This window comes from Streptomyces sp. NPDC006510 (assembly GCF_040611955.1).
GTDB lineage: Bacteria > Actinomycetota > Actinomycetes > Streptomycetales > Streptomycetaceae > Streptomyces.
Map to the genome: position 1 here is coordinate 1 of NZ_JBEXPH010000057.1, position 18,146 is coordinate 18,146.

Consider the following 18,146-nt stretch of genomic DNA (forward strand, 5'->3'; position numbering starts at 1 on the left):
GAGGGACGGGGCGGGCGGGAGCTGGCCCTTCAGGGGGCCCCATTCGTTCGGGTCGGGGACGCCGGGCGGCAGCATCGTGCGCCGCTTCGGGCCGCCGTGCTCCGACTCGCCCGGCTCCTTCGCGCCGGGCCATGCCTTCGCGACCCGCGCCGCCAGCACGAAGTCCTTGCGCAGCGGGTGGCCCTCGAAGCCCTCGGGCAGCAGCAGCGGCACCAGGTGCGGGTGGCCGTCGAAGCCGATGCCGAACATCTCGTGCGTCTCGCGCTCGTGCCAGGCTGCGCCCGCGTAGACCTCGATGGCGGTGGGAAGGACCGCCGCCTCGTGCGGAACGGTCGTACGGATCAGGAGCCGACGGACCCTGCCCTCGGCCAGGGCCGCGACATGGGCGCAGACCCGGAAACCGGTGCCCGGTTCGTCGACCGCGCTCAGCCAGTCGAAATACGTGCAGCCCAGCCGGTCGCGAGCCGTTTCGAGGGCTGCGATCCAGGAGGCGGCCGGGACGTCGACGGTCAGCAGGTCGTACGCGTACTCCGCCGTCGCGTCCTCGCCGAAGAGCTCGGCGGCGGCGTCCGGCAGGCGGTCGTAGGCGTCGGCAGGGTTGGTGGTCATGCGCGGTCCTTCCCCGGAACCGGCGGGGCGGCGACCAGACCGCTGCGCAGTGCGGTGGTGGAGGGGCGGCTGCCGCCGCCCGCCGCGTACCGCTCGCCCAGCGACTCCCGGGCGATCTTCTCCTGGAGCTTGAGGATGCCCTGGAGGAGCGCCTCCGGCCGGGGCGGGCAGCCGGGTACGTAGACGTCGACCGGGATGATCTGGTCGACGCCCTTGGTCACGGAGTACGAGTCCCAGTACGGGCCGCCGCAGTTGGAACAGGCGCCGAAGGAGATGACGTACTTGGGCTCGGGCATCTGCTCGTACAGCCGCTTCACCGCCGGGGCCATCTTGTCGGTCACCGTGCCGGACACGATCATGAGGTCGGCCTGGCGGGGGCCGGGCGCGAACGGGATCACGCCGAGCCGGATGAAATCGTGCCGGGCCATGGACGCGGCGATGAATTCGATGGCGCAGCAGGCGAGCCCGAAGTTGAAGACCCAGAGGCTGTAGCGGCGGCCCCAGTTCAGGACCACCTTCATCGGCTCGGGCGCCAGGCGCGACAGAACGCCGAGCCGCTTGGGCTCCGGCAGGAAGGTCGGCACGGGCTGCGGTTCGGATCCTTCGTCGGCCTGCGGGCTGGTCACGTCCATTCGAGGACGCCCTTCTTCCATGCGTAGAGCAGTCCTACGGCCAGGAAACCGAGGAAGATGAACATTTCGACCAGCGTCGTCGCTCCGTATCCGGGTGCGGCGAATACCGTCGCCCACGGAAACAGGAAGATCGAGTCGACGGCGAAGATCACGTACAGGAAGGCATAGACGTAATAACGGACCTGGGTATGTGCCCATCCTTCACCCACCGGGTCCACACCGCACTCGTACGTCAGGAGCTTTTCCGGCGTCGGAACCACGGGGCGCAGCAGTCGGCCGGCCCCGAAGGCGACGGCGACGAACAACACGCCGATCACGGCGAGCAGTCCGACCACTGAATAGCCGTGGAAGTAGTCCGACGCGAGAACGGTCGATTCCGCCACGTCCGCCCCTCGCTCCCTCGAATCCGTTCGGTGATCTGTACGCACGGGAGTCTAGGCCCTGTTAAAGAGAGGGTAAGCAGCCGCATCGGACAAGGGGTGGGGTTATCCCCACTTCACCCCACCCACGAGCCCCATGGCGTGCGCCGGTCCGGCCCGGCAGGCTGGGGCGTATGACCATGAGCCCCCTGGTGCCGGACGACGACCGGCCGCCGCCCGCCCGCATGATCCCCGATCGGTGGACCTGGAAGGAGATCGGCCATCTCCTGGCCGATCTCCCCATGACCATCGTCGGTTTTGTTTACACGGTGTTCATGCTCGGCGTCGGCGTGGGGCTTGCGGTCACGGTGATCGGTCTGCCTCTGCTCGCCGTCGGGCTGCACGGGGCTCGGCTGATCGGCAAGGCCGAGCGGGGCCGGGCACGGGCGATGCTCGGGGTACGGATCGACGAGCCGAGCCCGGTGGATCTGTCCCGTCGGGACAAGGGGTTCTTCCCCTGGCTGTGGTCGAGCCTCAAGGATCCGGTGGGCTGGCGGGCCGTGCTGTACTCCTTCATCCGGCTGCCCTGGGGCGTGCTCACCTTCGCGGTGACGCTCGTGAGCTTCCTCGTGCTGTGGCCGCTGCTCCCCCACATCACGCGGATCCTCAGCAACGGGGACCGGGCGATGGTGCGCGGGCTGCTCTCGCCCTCCGACGAGCTGGAGCGCCGGATCGCCGAACTGGAGGCGGACCGCGGGGTGGTCGTCGACACCGCCGCCGCCGACCTGCGCCGCATCGAGCGCGACCTCCACGACGGCGCCCAGGCCCGCCTCGTCGCCCTCGCCATGGGCCTCGGGCTGGCGAAGGAGAAGCTGACCGACGACCCCGAGGCCGCGGCCCGCATGGTCGACGAGGCCCACGGCGAGGTCAAGGTCGCCCTCCAGGAACTCCGCGACCTCGCCCGCGGCATCCACCCCGCCGTCCTCACCGACCGCGGACTCGACGCCGCACTCTCCGCCATCGCCTCCCGCTGCACCGTCCCCGTCACAGTGGGCGTGGATCTGCCGGGGCGCCCCGCGGAGGCGATCGAGGGGATCGCGTACTTCACGGTCTCCGAGCTGCTGCAGAACGTGAGCAAGCACAGCGCGGCGCGTTCGGCCTCCGTCGAGGTGTGGCGCTCCGGGGACCGGCTGCTGCTCCAGGTCACCGACGACGGCCGGGGTGGGGCCCGAATGGACGGCGGTACGGGAATGGCGGGGCTGGCCGAGCGGCTGGGCGCCGTCGACGGGCTGTTCGTCCTCGACTCACCGGTCGGCGGCCCCACGACGGTCACGGCGGAACTGCCCTGGCGGGACCGCGAGGAGCAGAAGAGGCGGGACCGCGAGCGGAAGAAGGGTGCGGAGCCGAGGGGCACAGGGGTGGTCAAGCGCCTCTAGGGTCTTGCGTTCGGGCCGGGCCGGGCCGGACGGACCGGACGGGCCGGGCCGGGCCGGACGGACCGGACGGGCCGGGCCGGGCCGGACGGGCCGGGCCGGACGGGCCGGGCCGGGCCGGACGGGCCGGGCCGGGCCGGACGGGCCGGGCCGGGCCGGACCGACCAGACCGACCAGACCGGGCCCGCGGGGCTTGCGGCGCCCGTCGATGGTGGGGAAAACCCCCGGTCGAAGAGGGATACCCCCCTCATGGTGTGCCGGGCCGCGAAACAGCACCCTTGTCGTATCGGCCGGAACCAGCGGTCAGTACCCGGCGCCCGGCGCCCAGTACCCGCCGAAACCGTAACCACCGACAACCACCGACCGCATCGCAGGCGCAACGCAGACGCATCGCAGACGCTGAGAAGAAGCAGACGCTGAGAAGAAACGGACAGCACCCATGGCCACGGCATACGGACCGGACACTCGGGACCACCAGCGGTCCGGAGCCGTTTTCGGGGAGCATCCCCCGGTGAAGCACTTCTTCCCCGCCGCGCTGCGCGCGCCCGTCGAGGGCAGGACCTGGCGCGAGTTCAGCTATCTGCTGCTGAGCCTGCCGATCAGCATGGTCCTGTTCAGCCTCTCGATCACCGTGACGACGCTGGGTGTCGGCATGCTGATCACCTTCCTCGGGGTCCCTATCCTGGCCGGCGCGCTGGCCATGTGCCGCGGCTTCGGCGCGATGGAACGGGCGCGGGCGCGCGGTCTGCTGAGGCTGGACGTGGCGGCCCCGGCGCCGGCGCGGGGCAGGACCGGCGGCCTGATGTCCTGGGTGGGCGCGATCCTCAAGAGCGGGGCGTCCTGGCGCCATCTGCTCTACACGCTGCTGCACCTCCCGTGGGCGATCTTCGCCTTCACCGTCGCGGTGACGTTCTGGGCGTGCGGGTGGGCAGCGTTCACCTACCCGCTGTGGCACTGGGTCTTCCCGACGTACCTGGGCAGCGCCGGCATTCAGCTGTACGGCGACCGGGCCCACACGGTCCACCTCGACTCCTCCGTCGAGCTGGCCCTGACCAGCGCGTTCGGCCTGGCGCTCGTCCTCGTCACGCCGTGGATCATCCGCGGTCTGGTGAGCGTGGACCGGGTGATGGTGGCCGGGCTGCTCGGGCCGTCCCGGCTGGCGACCCGCGTCTCGGAGCTGGAGACGGACCGCGGGGTGGTCGTCGACACCGCCGCCGCCGACCTCCGCCGCATCGAGCGCGACCTCCACGACGGCGCCCAGGCCCGCCTCGTCGCCCTCGCCATGGATCTGGGCCTGGCGAAGGAGAAGCTGACCGACGACCCCGAGGCCGCGGCCCGCATGGTCGACGAGGCCCACGGCGAGGTCAAGGTCGCCCTCCAGGAACTCCGCGACCTCGCCCGCGGCATCCACCCCGCCGTCCTCACCGACCGCGGACTCGACGCCGCACTCTCCGCCATCGCCTCCCGCTGCACCGTCCCCGTCACGGTCGAAGTGGATCTGGCCTCCCGGCCGGCCCAGGCGATCGAGGGGATCGCGTACTTCACGGTCTCCGAGCTGTTGCAGAACGTGAGCAAGCACGCCCGGGCGACCCGCGCGTCGGTCGATGTGTGGCGGGCGGCGGACCGGCTGATGCTCCAGGTCACCGACGACGGGCGCGGCGGCGCCGATGTGTCGGCGGGCAGTGGGCTCGCCGGGCTGACCGAGCGGCTGGACGCGGTGGACGGCGTCCTGGTCGTGGAATCCCCGCAGGGCGGCCCGACGCGGATCACGGCCGAGCTGCCGTGGCGTGGCTGAGCCGCCGTGCCGAGCCGCGTTTCCGTGGCGTGGCGGGGCGCGGATGAAGTCCACCCGGCGGCCGAGGACACCGCACCGCCGATACTGGGATGCTGGAGACCGTACGTGTGGGACCAGCGAACAGTGGGGGCAACGGCTTCATGGTGGAGGACAGGGTGCGAGTAGTCATCGCCGAGGATTCGGTACTGCTCCGGGAAGGACTCACCCGGCTGCTGACCGATCTCGGGCATGACGTCGTCGCCGGGGTGGGGGACGCCGAGGCACTGATCAAGACGGTGGGCGATCTGGCGGGGCAGGACGCGCTGCCCGATGTGGTGGTCGCCGATGTGCGGATGCCTCCGACCCACACCGACGAGGGTGTGCGGGCGGCCGTGCGGCTGCGGAAGGACTACCCCGGGATCGGGGTCCTGGTCCTTTCGCAGTACGTCGAGGAGCAGTACGCGACCGAGTTGCTGGCCGGATCCAGCCGCGGCGTGGGATACCTGCTGAAGGACCGGGTCGCCGAGGTCCGGGAGTTCGTGGACGCGGTGGTCCGGGTGGCGCAGGGCGGTACGGCGCTGGACCCCGAGGTCGTGGCGCAGCTGCTGGGCCGGAGCCGCAAGCAGGACGTCCTGGCCGGGCTGACGCCGCGCGAGCGCGAGGTGCTCGGCCTGATGGCGGAGGGGCGGACGAACTCCGCGGTGGCCAGGCAGCTGGTGGTGAGCGACGGCGCCGTGGAGAAGCACGTCAGCAATATCTTCCTGAAACTGGGCCTGTCCCCCAGTGACGGGGATCACCGCCGGGTACTGGCCGTACTGACCTACCTGAACTCCTGATGAGCTGACACTCTGTCAGATACTTGGCGGAGGTCACCGCGGCGAGTCGGCCACGACTGCCGCGGTGACCGGGACCGGGGGCGGACACGTCCTAGCACCAAAGAATGAGTGCACAGCGTCTTCATCGAACGGCTGGGGGGCTTGCGAAGCATGACAAACCGGTATCAAATCGCGTCCCAAAATGACGTCCACCATTTGATCGGTCCAGGGAAGGCGACCCTTACCGACGTAGGGTGGGCATGGGGACCGTCGGCGGGCCGGCGGGCCCGGAGCCGCCGCCCCGAGGGAGGTCCAGTTCAGTGACCAGCCAGGTCAGTAGCCCAGCCGAACAGGCCGATGAGGCCAGCGAGGCACTCGTCGGGGGGCAGCGTGCCTCCCGTTCCGATCGTGCGGGCGGAGGCGAGAAGGAGATCCGCCGCCTCGACCGGGTGATCATCCGTTTCGCCGGTGACTCCGGAGACGGAATGCAGCTCACCGGTGACCGCTTCACTTCGGAGACCGCGTCGTTCGGGAACGATCTTTCGACGCTGCCGAATTTCCCCGCCGAGATCCGCGCCCCCGCAGGCACCCTGCCGGGGGTTTCTTCGTTCCAGTTGCATTTCGCGGACCACGACATCCTCACGCCGGGCGATGCGCCGAACGTGCTGGTCGCGATGAATCCGGCCGCGTTGAAGGCGAACATCGGCGATGTGCCGCGCGGTGCGGAAATCATCGTGAACACCGATGAGTTCACCAAGCGGCCGATGGCGAAGGTCGGCTACGCGACCAGTCCGCTGGAGGACGGGTCGCTGGAGGCCTACAACGTCCATCCGGTGCCGCTGACGACGCTCACGATCGAGGCGCTGAAGGAGTTCGGTCTCTCCCGCAAGGAGGCCGAGCGCTCGAAGAACATGTTCGCGCTGGGTCTGCTGTCGTGGATGTACCACCGGCCGACCGAGGGGACCGAGGCGTTCCTTCGCGCCAAGTTCGCGAAGAAGCCGCAGATCGCCGAGGCGAACGTGGCCGCGTTCCGGGCCGGGTGGAACTTCGGGGAGACGACGGAGGACTTCGCCGTCAGCTACGAGGTGGCACCGGCCTCGCAGGCCTTCCCCGCGGGTACGTACCGCAACATCTCCGGGAACCTGGCGCTGTCCTACGGGCTGATCGCCGCGAGCCGGCAGGCGGACCTGCCGCTCTACCTGGGCTCGTACCCGATCACTCCGGCCTCCGACATCCTGCACGAGCTGAGCCGGCACAAGAACTTCGGGGTACGCACCTTCCAGGCCGAGGACGAGATCGCGGGGATCGGGGCGGCGCTGGGCGCGGCGTTCGGCGGATCGCTCGCGGTGACGACGACGTCGGGGCCCGGGGTCGCGCTGAAGTCCGAGACGATCGGGCTCGCCGTCTCCCTGGAGCTGCCGCTGGTCGTGATCGACATCCAGCGCGGCGGCCCGTCCACGGGTCTGCCGACCAAGACCGAGCAGGCCGACCTGCTCCAGGCGATGTACGGGCGCAACGGCGAGGCCCCGGTCCCGATCGTGGCCCCCAGGACCCCGGCGGACTGCTTCGATGCCGCGCTCGACGCCGCGCGGATCGCCCTGACGTACCGCACCCCCGTCTTCCTGCTCTCCGACGGGTATCTCGCCAACGGCTCCGAGCCGTGGAAGATCCCCGAGATCGACGAGCTGCCCGATCTGCGGGTCCGGTTCGCGACCGGCCCCAACCATGAACTGGCCGACGGCACCGAGGTGTTCTGGCCCTACAAGCGCGACCCGCACACCCTGGCCCGGCCGTGGGCGCTGCCCGGCACACCCGGTCTCGAACACCGCATCGGCGGCATCGAGAAGCAGGACGGCAGCGGCAACATCTCCTACGACCCCGCCAACCACGACCTCATGGTCCGCACCCGCCAGGCGAAGATCGACGGCATCGAGGTCCCCGACCTCCAGGTCGACGACCCCGACCGGGCACGCACCCTCGTCCTGGGCTGGGGCTCCACCTACGGCCCCATCACCGCCGCCGTCCGCCGGCTCCGTACCGCCGGACAGCCCATCGCCCAGGCCCATCTGCGCAACCTCAACCCGTTCCCGCAGAACCTCGGCGAAGTCCTGAAGCGCTACGACAAGGTCATCGTCCCCGAGATGAACCTCGGCCAGCTCGCCGCCCTCGTCCGGGCCAGATACCTCGTCGACGCACACAGCTACAACCAGGTCAACGGCATGCCGTTCAAGGCCGAACAGCTCGCAACGGCACTCAAGGAGGCCATCGATGCCTGACGCCAACCAGCTCCTGCACCTGGTGCCCAAGGCCGAGGCCGAGCAGTCCATGAAGGACTTCAAGTCCGACCAGGAAGTCCGCTGGTGCCCCGGCTGCGGCGACTACGCCGTCCTCGCCGCCGTCCAGGGCTTCATGCCCGAACTCGGCCTGGCGAAGGAGAACATCGTCTTCGTCTCCGGCATCGGCTGCTCCTCCCGCTTCCCGTACTACATGAACACCTACGGGATGCACTCCATCCACGGCCGGGCCCCGGCCATCGCCACCGGACTCGCCTCCTCCCGCCGCGACCTGTCCGTCTGGGTCGTCACCGGCGACGGCGATGCCCTGTCCATCGGCGGCAACCACCTCATCCACGCCCTGCGCCGCAATGTGAACCTCAAGATCCTCCTGTTCAACAACCGGATCTACGGCCTCACCAAGGGCCAGTACTCCCCCACGTCCGAAATCGGCAAGATCACCAAGTCCACGCCGATGGGTTCGCTCGACGCCCCCTTCAACCCGGTGTCCCTGGCCATCGGCGCGGAGGCCTCCTTCGTCGCCCGCACCATCGACTCCGACCGCAAGCACCTCACGAGCGTGCTGCGGGCCGCGGCCGACCACCCCGGCACGGCGCTGGTGGAGATCTACCAGAACTGCAACATCTTCAACGACGGCGCGTTCGAGGCCCTCAAGGACAAGGACCGGGCCCAGGACGCGGTCATCCGCCTCGAACACGGACAGCCCATCCTCTTCGGCGCGGACAACAGCAAGGGCGTCGTCCGTGACCCGGCCACCGGCGACCTCCAGGTGGTGACCGTCACCGAGGAGAACCGGTCCCAGGTCCTCGTCCACGACACCCACAACCCGTCCCCGACCACGGCCTTCGCGCTCTCCCGCCTCGCCGACCCCGACACCCTCCACCAGACCCCCATCGGCGTGCTGCGCGACATCGACCGCCCCGTCTACGACACCCTCATGGCCGAACAGCTCGACACCGCCGTCGAGCAGAACGGCAAGGGCGACCTCGCCGCGCTGCTCGCGGGCAACGACAACTGGACGGTCGTCGGCTAAGGCCTGTCCGGCGGGTCATGGTCGGACAGGCCATGGGGATCTCGTTCGGAGCATGCCGTCTGGATCATGCCGTCGCCGGGCGGGCTGAATTTCGGCCCGCCCGGCGATTGCGCACCGGGGGTGCGGCCGGCCACCGCGCACGATGTGGCCATGACCCTGGACCGTCCCACGTACCGCATCAAGCGGCGTCTGCTCGGCAAGCCGCTCACCACCGAGCGCATCAGCGAGGAGAAGCTGAACAACCGGACGGCGCTCGGGGTGCTCGCCTCCGACTGCATCAGTTCGTCCGCGTACGGCTCCGAGGAGATGCTCCGGGTTCTCGTACCCGTCGTCGGGGCCGCCGCCTTCACGCTGCTGATGCCGGTGACCGGCGCGATCCTGCTGGTGCTGCTGCTTCTGACGCTCTGTTACAGCGATGTCGTCATGATCTACACCCGGGCGGGCGGCTCCTACGTCGTCGCGCGGGAGAACTTCGGGCCGAATATCGCGCAGATCGCCGCCGTGGCCCTGCTCGTCGACTACATCGTCACCGTCGCCGTCCAGGTCTCCGCGGGCACCAACGCGCTGATCTCGCTCGCCCATCTGGTCGGGAACGGCTTCACCGGCCTCGACCACCTCCAGCTCCCGGTCTCCGTCGGCGTCATCGTGCTGCTCGCGTACGGCAATCTGCGCGGGATCCGCGAGGCGGGCCGGACCTTCGCGCTGCCCGCCTATCTCTTCATTGCCGCCGTCGGTCTCGTCCTCCTCGCCGCCACGGTGCGCGGGCTCACGGGCGAGCTGCCGCACGCCGATCTGCACGCCGCCGGGGTCGTACCGCTCGGCACCCCGGGCGACGGCTGGCTCTACGGCGCCTCGCTCTTCATCGTGCTGCGCTCGTTCGCCAACGGCGGCTCGTCCCTCACCGGGCTCGAAGCGATCTCCAACGGCATCTCCGCGTTCCGCGAACCGCAGGGCCGCAACGCCCGCCGCACCCTGATCACGATGAGCTGTGTGCTCGGCGTCCTGGTCCTCGGCGTCTCCACGCTGGCGCACTTCACCCATGCCGTCCCCTACACCGACGGCACCCCGACGGTCATCGCGCAGGAGGCCCATCTCGCCTTCGGCGGCGGGCCGCTCGGAACCGCCGGGCTGGTCTTCGTACAGCTGGCGACCGCACTGGTCCTCTACACCGGCGCCAACACACCGTTCACCGGCTTCCCGTTCCTCGCCAGTTTCGTCGCCAAGGACCGGTTCCTGCCGCGGCAGCTGACCCGGCGCGGGCACCGGCTCGCGTTCTCCAACGGCATCATCGCGCTGACCGTCGTCTCGCTGGCGCTGCTGCTGGCCACCGGGGCCAGCGTGGACAAGCTGGTGGCGCTGTACGCGATCGGCGTGTTCACCGCCTTCACCATGGCCGGGGCCGGTCTCACCGCGTACCACCTGCGGCGCCGCGAGCCGTACCGCCGGCTCAAGATCACGGTCAACGGACTCGCCGCGGTCATCTCGGCCGCCGTCGTGCTGATCTTCGCGGTCACCAAGTTCACCGAGGGAGCCTGGCTGGTCGTGGTGGTCTTCCCGCTCGGCGTATGGGGGCTGACCAGGATCAACCGCGAGTACCGGCGCGAGGCCGCGGTGCTGCGGAGCCTCCAGCCGCCGGGCGCCGACCGGCCCCGGGACCTGCGCCATCTGGTCTTCGTCCTCGTCGAGACGCTGGACCTGGCGACGATCAAGGCCCTGCGGTACGCGCACGAACTGCGCCCGGACGAGATCCGGGCCGTGCACTTCGCGATCGACGAGGCGCACGCCAGACGACTGGCCGCCCGCTGGGAGGCGACGGCCGCCACGTCCGTCTCCCTGGAGCTGGTGGAGTGCCCGGACCGGCGGCTGCGCCACGCGATGAGGGAGCTCGCCACCCGCACCACGGAGGACGGCCGGACCTCGCTGACGGTGCTGGTGCCGCGGCGGATGTACACCAATGTGCTGGGGAAGCTGCTGCACCGGGGTACGGGCGAGCAGATGGCGAAGGCGCTGGGGCAGCTGCCGCACGTGGCGGTGACGATCCTGCCGTTCGACGTGTCGCGCGCGCTGCGCGCGCTGGAGGAGGGACGCGCGCCTCAGCCGGACTGAGTGCGCGGGGCATGCGGGGTGCGCGGGGCCTGCGGGATGTGCGGGGCGCGCGCCTTCTGTTCGTCGTACGCCTCGCGTGCCGCCTGCACCGCGCCCAAGCGGTGTTCGGTCCAGCGGCCCAGTGCACACACCTGCTCGGCGGCCTCCCGGCCCAGGTCGGTGAGCGAGTAGTCGACCCGCGGCGGGATCACCGGCTTCGCGTCCCGGTGCACGAAGCCGTCGCGCTCCAGGGTCTGGAGGGTCTGGGCCAGCATCTTCTCGCTGACGCCGCCCACCTCGCGGCGCAGTTCGCTGAAGCGGTACGAGCGCTCCAGCAGCGCGGCCAGGACCAGGACGCCCCAGCGGCTGGTGACGTGTTCGAGCACCAGCCGGGAGGGACACATCTGCCCGTTCACATCGGGCCACCAGCCCCGTTCGCTCACGTTCACACCAGTACCTTACTTCAAAGTGGGTACTTTCGATTGGTTAGTGCACCCCTTACAGTGAGTCATGCGAGCCCGAACCAGGACAAGTGCCACCCCAGAGGAGAAACCCCCATGAGCATCGTCGTCACCGGAGCCACCGGAGCACTCGGCCGTCTCGTCATCGAGCAGCTGCTGACCACCGTGCCCGCGAGCCAGGTCGCCGCCGTCGTGCGCAACGAGGAGAAGGCCGCCCCGCTCGCCGCCCGCGGCGTCGAGCTCCGCGTCGCGGACTACGACCGGCCGGAGTCCCTCAAGGACGTCTTCCGGGCCGGCGACCGGGTCCTGCTCATCTCCGGCAGCGAGGTCGGCAGGCGCGTGCCGCAGCACACCGCGGTCATCGACGCGGCCAAGGCGGCGGGCGTCGCCCAGCTCGCGTACACCGGCGTACTGGGCGGCCCCGGCGCCGACTTCCGGCTGGCCGACGAGCACAAGGTCACCGAGCAGCTGATCCTCGACTCCGGGCTGCCCCACACCTTCCTGCGCAACGGCTGGTACACCGAGAACTACACGGCCAACCTCGCCCCGGTCCTGGAGCACGGCGCCGTCGTCGCCAACGCGGGCGACGGGCGGGTCGCCTCCGCCACCCGCGCCGACTACGCCGCGGCGGCCGCCGCCGTACTGACCGGCGAGGGCCACATCGGCGCGGTCTACGAGCTGAGCGGCGATGTCGCCTGGTCGTTCGCCGAGTACGCGGCGGAGATCTCGAAGGCCGCCGGCAAGGAGATCGTGTACCGGAACGTGCCCGCCGCCACGCACCTGGAGATCCTGGTCGGCGCCGGTGTGCCCGAGTTCTTCGCGGAGATCCTCGTCGACGTCGACAAGGCGATCGAGCGCGGGCTCCTCGCCGCCACGAGCGGCGACCTGGCCCGGCTGATCGGCCGCCCGACGACGCCGCTCGCCGAGACGGTGGCCGCCGCGGTGGCCGCGGCGTAACACCGCTCCCCCGCACCTCAGGGGCCCCATGTCATGACCGTATCCCGATACGGGTATGACATGGGGCCCTCCCCGGCGCTACCTTCGTGCAGTTGACGCAGACACGCCTGGAGGGCCCGTGAAGGGGATCAACGAACAGCGGGCGGGACTCCTGTCCGGCATCGGCGCCTACGGCCTGTGGGGGCTCGTCCCGCTCTTCTGGCCGCTGCTGAAGCCCGCCGGCGCGATCGAGATCCTCGCCCACCGCATGGTCTGGTCCCTGGGCTTCGTCGCCGTCGCACTGCTGGTGCTGCGCCGCTGGTCCTGGATCGGCGAGCTGGTCCGGCAGCCGAGGAAGCTCGGTCTGATCTCGGTGGCCGCGGCCACGATCACGGTCAACTGGGGCCTGTACATCTGGTCCGTGAACAACGGCCATGTCGTCGAGGCCTCGCTCGGCTACTTCATCAACCCGCTGGTCACCATAGCCATGGGCGTTCTGCTCCTGGGCGAACGACTGCGCCCCGTGCAGTGGGTGGCGGTCGGCACCGGTTTCGCGGCGGTGCTCGTACTGGCGATCGGCTACGGGCGGCCGCCGTGGATCTCGCTGGTCCTGGCGTTCTCCTTCGCGACGTACGGGCTGATGAAGAAGAAGGTCGACATGGGCGGCCTGGAGTCGCTCACCGCCGAGACCGCCGTGGTGTTCGTGCCCGCGCTCGGCTATCTGCTGTGGCTGGGCGCCCGGGGCGAGTCGACCTTCGCCTCCGACGGCGTCGGCCACGCGGCGCTGCTGGCCTCGGCGGGCCTCGTCACGGCCGTACCGCTCGTCCTGTTCGGCGCGGCGGCGATCCGGGTGCCGCTCTCCACGCTGGGCCTGTTGCAGTACCTGGCGCCGGTCTTCCAGTTCGTGCTCGGCATCCTCTACTTCCACGAGGCGATGCCGCCGGAGCGGTGGGCCGGATTCGCCCTGGTGTGGCTGGCGCTCACCCTGCTGACCTGGGACGCGTTCCGGACGGCACGGCGGACGAGGGCGCAGGTGCGCGAGGCGAGGCAGGTAGCGCAGCAGCAGGCACCGCAGCCGAATCCACCGACCGACGAGCCCGCCTCACGCGCACAACTCTAGTTACTTGGTTGCTTTTTTAACTCAGTTGCGTTTTCCTGGGTGTCCACGGAACCGCGACCGAGGAGCCCGCATGCCCGCACCCGCACCCGCCGTCCCCGTACTGATCGTCGGTTCGGGTCCGACCGGCCTGACCCTCGCCTGCGACCTGGCGCGACGCTCCGTCGACGTACGGATCGTCGAGAAGTCCGTCGAGTTCCCGCGCAGTTCACGGGCCAAGGGCCCCAACCCCCGCTCCCTGGAAGTGCTGGAGGACCTGGGCGTCGTCGACCGGGTCCTGGCCGCGGGATCGGCGCCGCTGCCGATGCGCAAGTACCGCAACGGGCTGCCGGTCGCCGACACCGACCCGTCCGAGTCCTCGCACCCGACGCCGGACGTCCCGTACGACCAGGGCCGGCTGATCGCCCAGTGGCAGCTGGAGGAGATCCTGCGGGACCGCCTCGCGGAGTACGGCGTGCACGTGGAACTCGGCTCCGAGGTGGTCGGCCTTTCGGAGGGCGACGACTCCGTGTCCGTCTCCCTCGCCGACGGCCGGAGCATCGAAGCGCGGTACGTGGTGGGCTGCGACGGCGGCCACAGCCCGGTGCGCAAACTGCTCGGCGTCCCGTTCGAGGGGAAGACGGCCGAGGAGCAGTCGATGGTCTGCGGGGACGTGGAGGCGGACGGCCTCGACCGCGGCATCTGGCACCAGTGGTTCGACGAGGACGGCGCCGTGATGCTGTGCCCGATCCCGGGTACGCGCTCGGGCTGGTGGTTCCAGGCGGGGCCGGAGCGGGACGGTACGGGAGCCCTCGTCCCGCCCTCGCTCGAAAGCTTCCGGCGGCTGTTCGCCAAGCACACCCGGCTGCCGGGCGACCTTCTGTCACGGGCCGCCCTGCTGTCGACGTACCGGGTCAACGAGCGCATGGCCGACCGCTTCCGGGTGGGCCGGGTGCTCCTGGCCGGGGACGCCGCGCATGTGCACTCCGTCGCCGGCGGGCTGGGCATGAACACCGGCATCCAGGACGCGTACAACCTGGGCTGGAAGCTCGCCCGGGTCGTCGAGGGCCGGTCGGACGCCCGCCTGCTGGACACCTACGAGGAGGAGCGGCTGCCCGTGGCCGCCTGGACGCTGGACATCACCGCCGAGCGGCTGCGGGCCACGCTCGACGCGATCAGGCAGCCGGGCGGCGGCCTGGACTCGGCGATCTCCGGGGAGACGACGAACCTGGGCCTCGGCTACCCCTGGAGCTCCCTCTCCGCCACCGGCTCCACCGCCCGACTGCGGGCCGGCGACCGCGCCCCGGACGCCCCCTGCCGCGACGCCGGAACGGGCGCGCCGGCCCGCCTGTTCGAGGCGTTCACCGGGCCGCACTTCACCCTGCTGGGCTTCGGCCCGGACACGGCGGAAGCGCTGCGGGCGACGGAGGCGGCATACGGCGACACGGTACGGGCGTACGGGGTGGACGCGGGAGCCCCGCACGACCTGACCGACGAGGCGGGCCACGCCCGCACGGCGTACGGCGTCGGCCCGGATGCTGGCGTCCTCGTCCTGGTCCGCCCCGACAACCACGTGGCGCTGATCGCCCCGGTCTCGGAGAGCGGGGCGGTCAGGGAGTACCTGGACCGCCTGGGCGGTACGGCCTGACGGGTTCACGCCTCCTTCGGGGCGTGTCGGGCGCGGTGCGTCCGTACCTTGTGGAGGTTTCCGCAGCGCTCCATCGCGCACCAGCGCCGGCGGCCCGGCCGCGAGGTGTCGACGAAGAGCAACTTGCAGCTGTCGGAGCCGCATTCGCGGACGCGGTCGCCGTACGGACCGGTGAAGAGGTCCACCGCGTCACGGGCGACCGTCGACAGCAGGGCCGTTCCGGTGGCGTCCGGTGCCCAGGCGAGAGCCCCGTTGCCGGGGTCGATACGGGGGACGAGCGGTGGCTCGGCCGCCACGGCGTTCACCACGGCGAGATCCGGCCGGGCGAGGGCCCGGCCGTGCGCCCGGTCGGCGGTCAGATTCCACAGCGCGGCACGCAACTCGTGCGCCCGCGCCAGCTCTTCCGCGTTCACCGACAGCGTCAGACCCCCCGGCAGCCGGCTCTCCCCCGCCCAGCGCACCAGGTCTTCAGGGGTGTGCAGCACCTCGTACGCCGTGTACCGCGCGTACCCGCCGGTGGGCAGCAGCTCCAGGCACAGGGCCCCGGGATCGAAGCGGTAAGGGCGGCCTTCCGGCGTGCGAAGGGTCAGCCCAGGCGCGTCCGTTGACGACTCGCTCATGTAACCACTATAAACGGTTTCCATGACTCTGGACTGGAAAGTCGTCATCGACTCGACCGACCCGCACGCCCAGGCGACCTTCTGGGGCGAGGCCCTCGGCTACCTCGTCGAGGACCACAGCGTCCTGATCGAGCGACTGCTCGGCTTCGGCGCGGTGCCCGAGGACATCACGCTCATGGCACACGACCGCCGCGCCTGGCGCGACCTCGCGGGGGCCCGGCACCCCGACGACCCGTACGACAAGGACAGCGGGGCTGGCCTCGGGCGGCGGCTCCTGTTCCAGCGCGTCCCGGAGGCCAAGACGACGAAGAACCGGCTCCACCTGGACGTCCACGCGGGCCCGGGGCGCCGCGAGGCCGAGGTGGAGCGCCTGGTCGGGCTGGGTGCGACGGTGCTCCGCGAGGTGGCGGAACAGGGCGGCACCTGGACGGTGCTCACCGACCCCGAGGGCAACGAGTTCTGCGTGCAGTGACGCCGGCAGGCTTGCGGGCGAGCGGCGCCCCGAACCGCCCCCGGATGCTGGACCGGAGGCGGTTCGGGCGGGGCAGTGCGGGTCAGCCCACGTTGATGGCGTTCAGGATCGCCGATGCGACGTGATCGGCGGCGTTTCGGTGACCCCTGGCGTTGGGGTGCACGGCGGCAACCTGGTCGGGGAAGCGGGTGAAGATGCCCTCCACCCACTTGCCGGCGTCGCAGACACTGTGGTTCTGGGTGCTGTTGTAGAGGTCGACGAAGTCGGCGGCGTCGTGCGTGCCGGCCGACTTCTCGATGGACTTGTTGAGGGGTTCCAGTACGTCTTGGCGCAGCCAGTCCAGGTCACCCTGGGTGATGGAAGCGAACTGTTCCCAGTCGTTGTACCGGCACTTGGACGTGTCCTCGGGGATGACCGTGGGATAGCCGACGGCGAGGATCTTGGCCTTCGGGGCCCGCTCGTGGAGCGTGGTGAGCATCTGGTCGTAGTCGCGGCTCACCTTGGCCAGGCGGCCGGGGATGCTTGCGGCCAGGTCGTCCTTGCACGGTGTGTCCACGCCGCCGCTGCCCGACCCCAACTGCAGGCACTGGAAGAGGATGTCGGCGAACCCGAGGGTGTTGCCGCCCACGCCGACCGTGACCACGTCGGTGTCGGAGTCCACCGCCTCGGACTGGGGCGGCACCGGCGGGAACGGGTAGTCCGGGTCCTCCGAGAGGGGCGGCAGGTGACGCCCGATCGGCGCCTGGGCCCGGAAGGTGACGTCCTCGACCGTGGCGGCGCCGCAGCTGACGTTGGTCAGGTCGATGAGCGAGCCGAGGTCGCGATCGATGACCTGCGGGTAGGACCGGTCGGTGCGCTCGCAGCCGTCGCGGGGGACTTCGAAGGTGTCACCCGCGGCGGGGATGACCCCTGCGGTGTACGAATCACCCAACGCGACCCATTGGTAGGACGCGGCGGCGGCCGCCGGGGCCGCACCGGCGAGTTGCACGGGCACTTGGGCACATGCGGCGAGAGCGACCGCCGAGCCCAGCACTGTCAGTCGAGTACGGATGCTTGCCATGGATCCTCCAGATGTACGGCTTTGATGGCACTGCGACCCGAAACAGGTAGCCACGGCAAGAACTGGATCCAGCACGGAAAGTTACTGCGGAATACCCAGTTCCGGTCCTGGCGCGGGGCGCACGGACAACGTGTACGTGCAGTCCGCGTCCGGGACGACGACGAGGAGCGGGGCGCCGCTCCTGATGTGTGCGTGGGCGGCGCGTTGGCTCTCGCGGTCCTCGTACCAGGCGCGGAGTTCCGCGAGGTGGCCGAGGCGCGGGTCGAGGCCGAGCCGGTCCACGATCCACAGCGCCTGGCCGCCGAGCCACCGCAGCGCGAGGACGGGGGAGATGGTCCGGAAGGCCCCCAGGACGTACCGCGCCGTTTCGTCGGTGCCGTACACAACCCCTTCGGCGATCGCCTCGCACCGGTAACCCGCCTGCTCGGGCTGTCCGTTCACGCCGGACCGGCCAACCGCATCACCGGTCACAGGATCCGCCCCTCGCTCCGGGCATTGCACCGCGCGATCTCGGCCCGCAACCGCTCCATCGGACTCGGCGCCCGCACCTTCCCGGGCTCCGCCTCCCACTCCATCCCGCCGCGGACCGGCCGCAACGACCAGTACGGGCCGGCCACCCCACGGAACTCCCCGACCTGGTCACGACGGCTGGTGTCCACCAACAGCGTGCCGGGGTCGGGTACTTGCGCGGCTTCCTCCCGGTGCGGGGCGTTCTCTCCAGGCACCGCCGACTCCTCTCTGTAGCGATTCCACTACCAAGGCGGTTCAGCGTGTCCTACAGTCAGAACCCGATCAACGTGTCATACCCGAGCGAAAGGT

The 18,146-nt window shown here is 70.5% G+C and carries 18 protein-coding genes; 10 read left to right on the forward strand and 8 right to left on the reverse strand.

All coding sequences use genetic code 11. The annotated features are described in order from the left end of the window. The 3 genes from ABZY11_RS18985 to ABZY11_RS18995 form a co-directional block, all read right to left on the reverse strand. Positions 1 to 609 (reverse strand): NADH-quinone oxidoreductase subunit C (locus tag ABZY11_RS18985; RefSeq protein ID WP_356480222.1); only part of this gene is annotated, 609 nt, incomplete at its 3' end. Continuing rightward, positions 606 to 1,241 (reverse strand): NADH-quinone oxidoreductase subunit B family protein, encoded by a 636-nt coding sequence (locus tag ABZY11_RS18990; protein ID WP_356480223.1) that lies wholly within the window; start codon positions 1,239 to 1,241, stop codon positions 606 to 608. The genes ABZY11_RS18985 and ABZY11_RS18990, both read right to left, overlap by 4 nt. Further along, the gene (locus ABZY11_RS18995; RefSeq protein ID WP_356480224.1) at positions 1,232 to 1,624 is read right to left on the reverse strand and encodes an NADH-quinone oxidoreductase subunit A; all 393 of its coding nucleotides are present in this window, start codon (positions 1,622 to 1,624) and stop codon (positions 1,232 to 1,234) included. Before ABZY11_RS18995 ends, ABZY11_RS18990 begins: the two co-directional genes overlap by 10 nt. A 170-nt stretch (positions 1,625 to 1,794) precedes the next feature. Between ABZY11_RS18995 and ABZY11_RS19000 the strand changes: the two genes are divergently transcribed. From ABZY11_RS19000 to ABZY11_RS19025, 6 genes are all read left to right on the forward strand, one after another. After that, positions 1,795 to 3,036 (forward strand): sensor domain-containing protein, encoded by a 1,242-nt coding sequence (locus tag ABZY11_RS19000; RefSeq protein ID WP_356480225.1) that lies wholly within the window; start codon positions 1,795 to 1,797, stop codon positions 3,034 to 3,036. 436 nt (positions 3,037 to 3,472) lie between these two features. Next, positions 3,473 to 4,828, forward strand: a complete 1,356-nt coding sequence (locus ABZY11_RS19005; RefSeq protein ID WP_356480226.1) for a sensor domain-containing protein — start codon at positions 3,473 to 3,475, stop codon at positions 4,826 to 4,828. A gap of 140 nt (positions 4,829 to 4,968) precedes the next feature. Beyond that, complete coding sequence (locus ABZY11_RS19010; protein WP_177328130.1) at positions 4,969 to 5,643, forward strand: response regulator transcription factor; 675 nt, start codon at positions 4,969 to 4,971, stop codon at positions 5,641 to 5,643. Positions 5,644 to 5,942: 299 nt separating this feature from the next. Beyond that, positions 5,943 to 7,898, forward strand: a complete 1,956-nt coding sequence (locus ABZY11_RS19015) for a 2-oxoacid:acceptor oxidoreductase subunit alpha (protein WP_356480227.1) — start codon at positions 5,943 to 5,945, stop codon at positions 7,896 to 7,898. Continuing rightward, positions 7,891 to 8,949 carry a 2-oxoacid:ferredoxin oxidoreductase subunit beta gene (locus ABZY11_RS19020; RefSeq protein WP_356480228.1) on the forward strand — a complete coding sequence of 353 codons (1,059 nt, stop codon included), beginning with the start codon at positions 7,891 to 7,893 and terminating at the stop codon, positions 8,947 to 8,949. Before ABZY11_RS19015 ends, ABZY11_RS19020 begins: the two co-directional genes overlap by 8 nt. A gap of 150 nt (positions 8,950 to 9,099) precedes the next feature. Beyond that, positions 9,100 to 11,055 (forward strand): APC family permease, encoded by a 1,956-nt coding sequence (locus ABZY11_RS19025; RefSeq protein WP_356480229.1) that lies wholly within the window; start codon positions 9,100 to 9,102, stop codon positions 11,053 to 11,055. On the opposite strand, the gene ABZY11_RS19030 is transcribed toward ABZY11_RS19025, so the two are convergent. Then, complete coding sequence (locus ABZY11_RS19030; RefSeq protein WP_356480258.1) at positions 11,043 to 11,438, reverse strand: helix-turn-helix domain-containing protein; 396 nt, start codon at positions 11,436 to 11,438, stop codon at positions 11,043 to 11,045. The two genes, ABZY11_RS19025 and ABZY11_RS19030, sit on opposite strands and share 13 nt — an antisense overlap. Before the next feature lie 153 nt (positions 11,439 to 11,591). On the opposite strand from ABZY11_RS19030, the gene ABZY11_RS19035 reads away from it, so the two are divergent. The 3 genes from ABZY11_RS19035 (at position 11,592) to ABZY11_RS19045 (ending at position 15,175) form a co-directional block, all read left to right on the forward strand. Further along, positions 11,592 to 12,452: an SDR family oxidoreductase gene (locus ABZY11_RS19035; protein ID WP_356480230.1), complete on the forward strand. Its 861-nt coding sequence runs from the start codon at positions 11,592 to 11,594 to the stop codon at positions 12,450 to 12,452. A 118-nt stretch (positions 12,453 to 12,570) separates the two neighbouring features. Then, a complete protein-coding gene (rarD, locus tag ABZY11_RS19040) occupies positions 12,571 to 13,551 on the forward strand; it encodes an EamA family transporter RarD (RefSeq protein WP_356480231.1) in 981 nt (326 codons plus the stop codon). Between the two features lie 70 nt (positions 13,552 to 13,621). After that, positions 13,622 to 15,175 carry an FAD-dependent monooxygenase gene (locus tag ABZY11_RS19045; RefSeq protein ID WP_356480232.1) on the forward strand — a complete coding sequence of 518 codons (1,554 nt, stop codon included), beginning with the start codon at positions 13,622 to 13,624 and terminating at the stop codon, positions 15,173 to 15,175. A gap of 5 nt (positions 15,176 to 15,180) precedes the next feature. Here ABZY11_RS19045 and ABZY11_RS19050 read toward each other — a convergent pair whose 3' ends face one another. Further along, complete coding sequence (locus ABZY11_RS19050) at positions 15,181 to 15,795, reverse strand: CGNR zinc finger domain-containing protein (RefSeq protein WP_356480233.1); 615 nt, start codon at positions 15,793 to 15,795, stop codon at positions 15,181 to 15,183. 22 nt (positions 15,796 to 15,817) lie between these two features. Here ABZY11_RS19050 and ABZY11_RS19055 point away from each other — a divergent pair, with 22 nt between their 5' ends. Beyond that, positions 15,818 to 16,267 (forward strand): VOC family protein, encoded by a 450-nt coding sequence (locus tag ABZY11_RS19055; protein WP_356480234.1) that lies wholly within the window; start codon positions 15,818 to 15,820, stop codon positions 16,265 to 16,267. An 82-nt stretch (positions 16,268 to 16,349) separates the two neighbouring features. On the opposite strand, the gene ABZY11_RS19060 is transcribed toward ABZY11_RS19055, so the two are convergent. The 3 genes from ABZY11_RS19060 to ABZY11_RS19070 all read right to left on the reverse strand — a co-directional run bounded on the left by ABZY11_RS19060 (position 16,350) and on the right by ABZY11_RS19070 (position 18,052). Beyond that, positions 16,350 to 17,327 carry an SGNH/GDSL hydrolase family protein gene (locus tag ABZY11_RS19060; RefSeq protein WP_356480235.1) on the reverse strand — a complete coding sequence of 326 codons (978 nt, stop codon included), beginning with the start codon at positions 17,325 to 17,327 and terminating at the stop codon, positions 16,350 to 16,352. Between the two features lie 81 nt (positions 17,328 to 17,408). Beyond that, a complete protein-coding gene (locus ABZY11_RS19065; RefSeq protein WP_356480236.1) occupies positions 17,409 to 17,768 on the reverse strand; it encodes a hypothetical protein in 360 nt (119 codons plus the stop codon). A gap of 26 nt (positions 17,769 to 17,794) precedes the next feature. Then, a complete protein-coding gene (locus ABZY11_RS19070) occupies positions 17,795 to 18,052 on the reverse strand; it encodes a hypothetical protein (RefSeq protein WP_356480237.1) in 258 nt (85 codons plus the stop codon). Positions 18,053 to 18,146 lie beyond the last annotated feature (94 nt).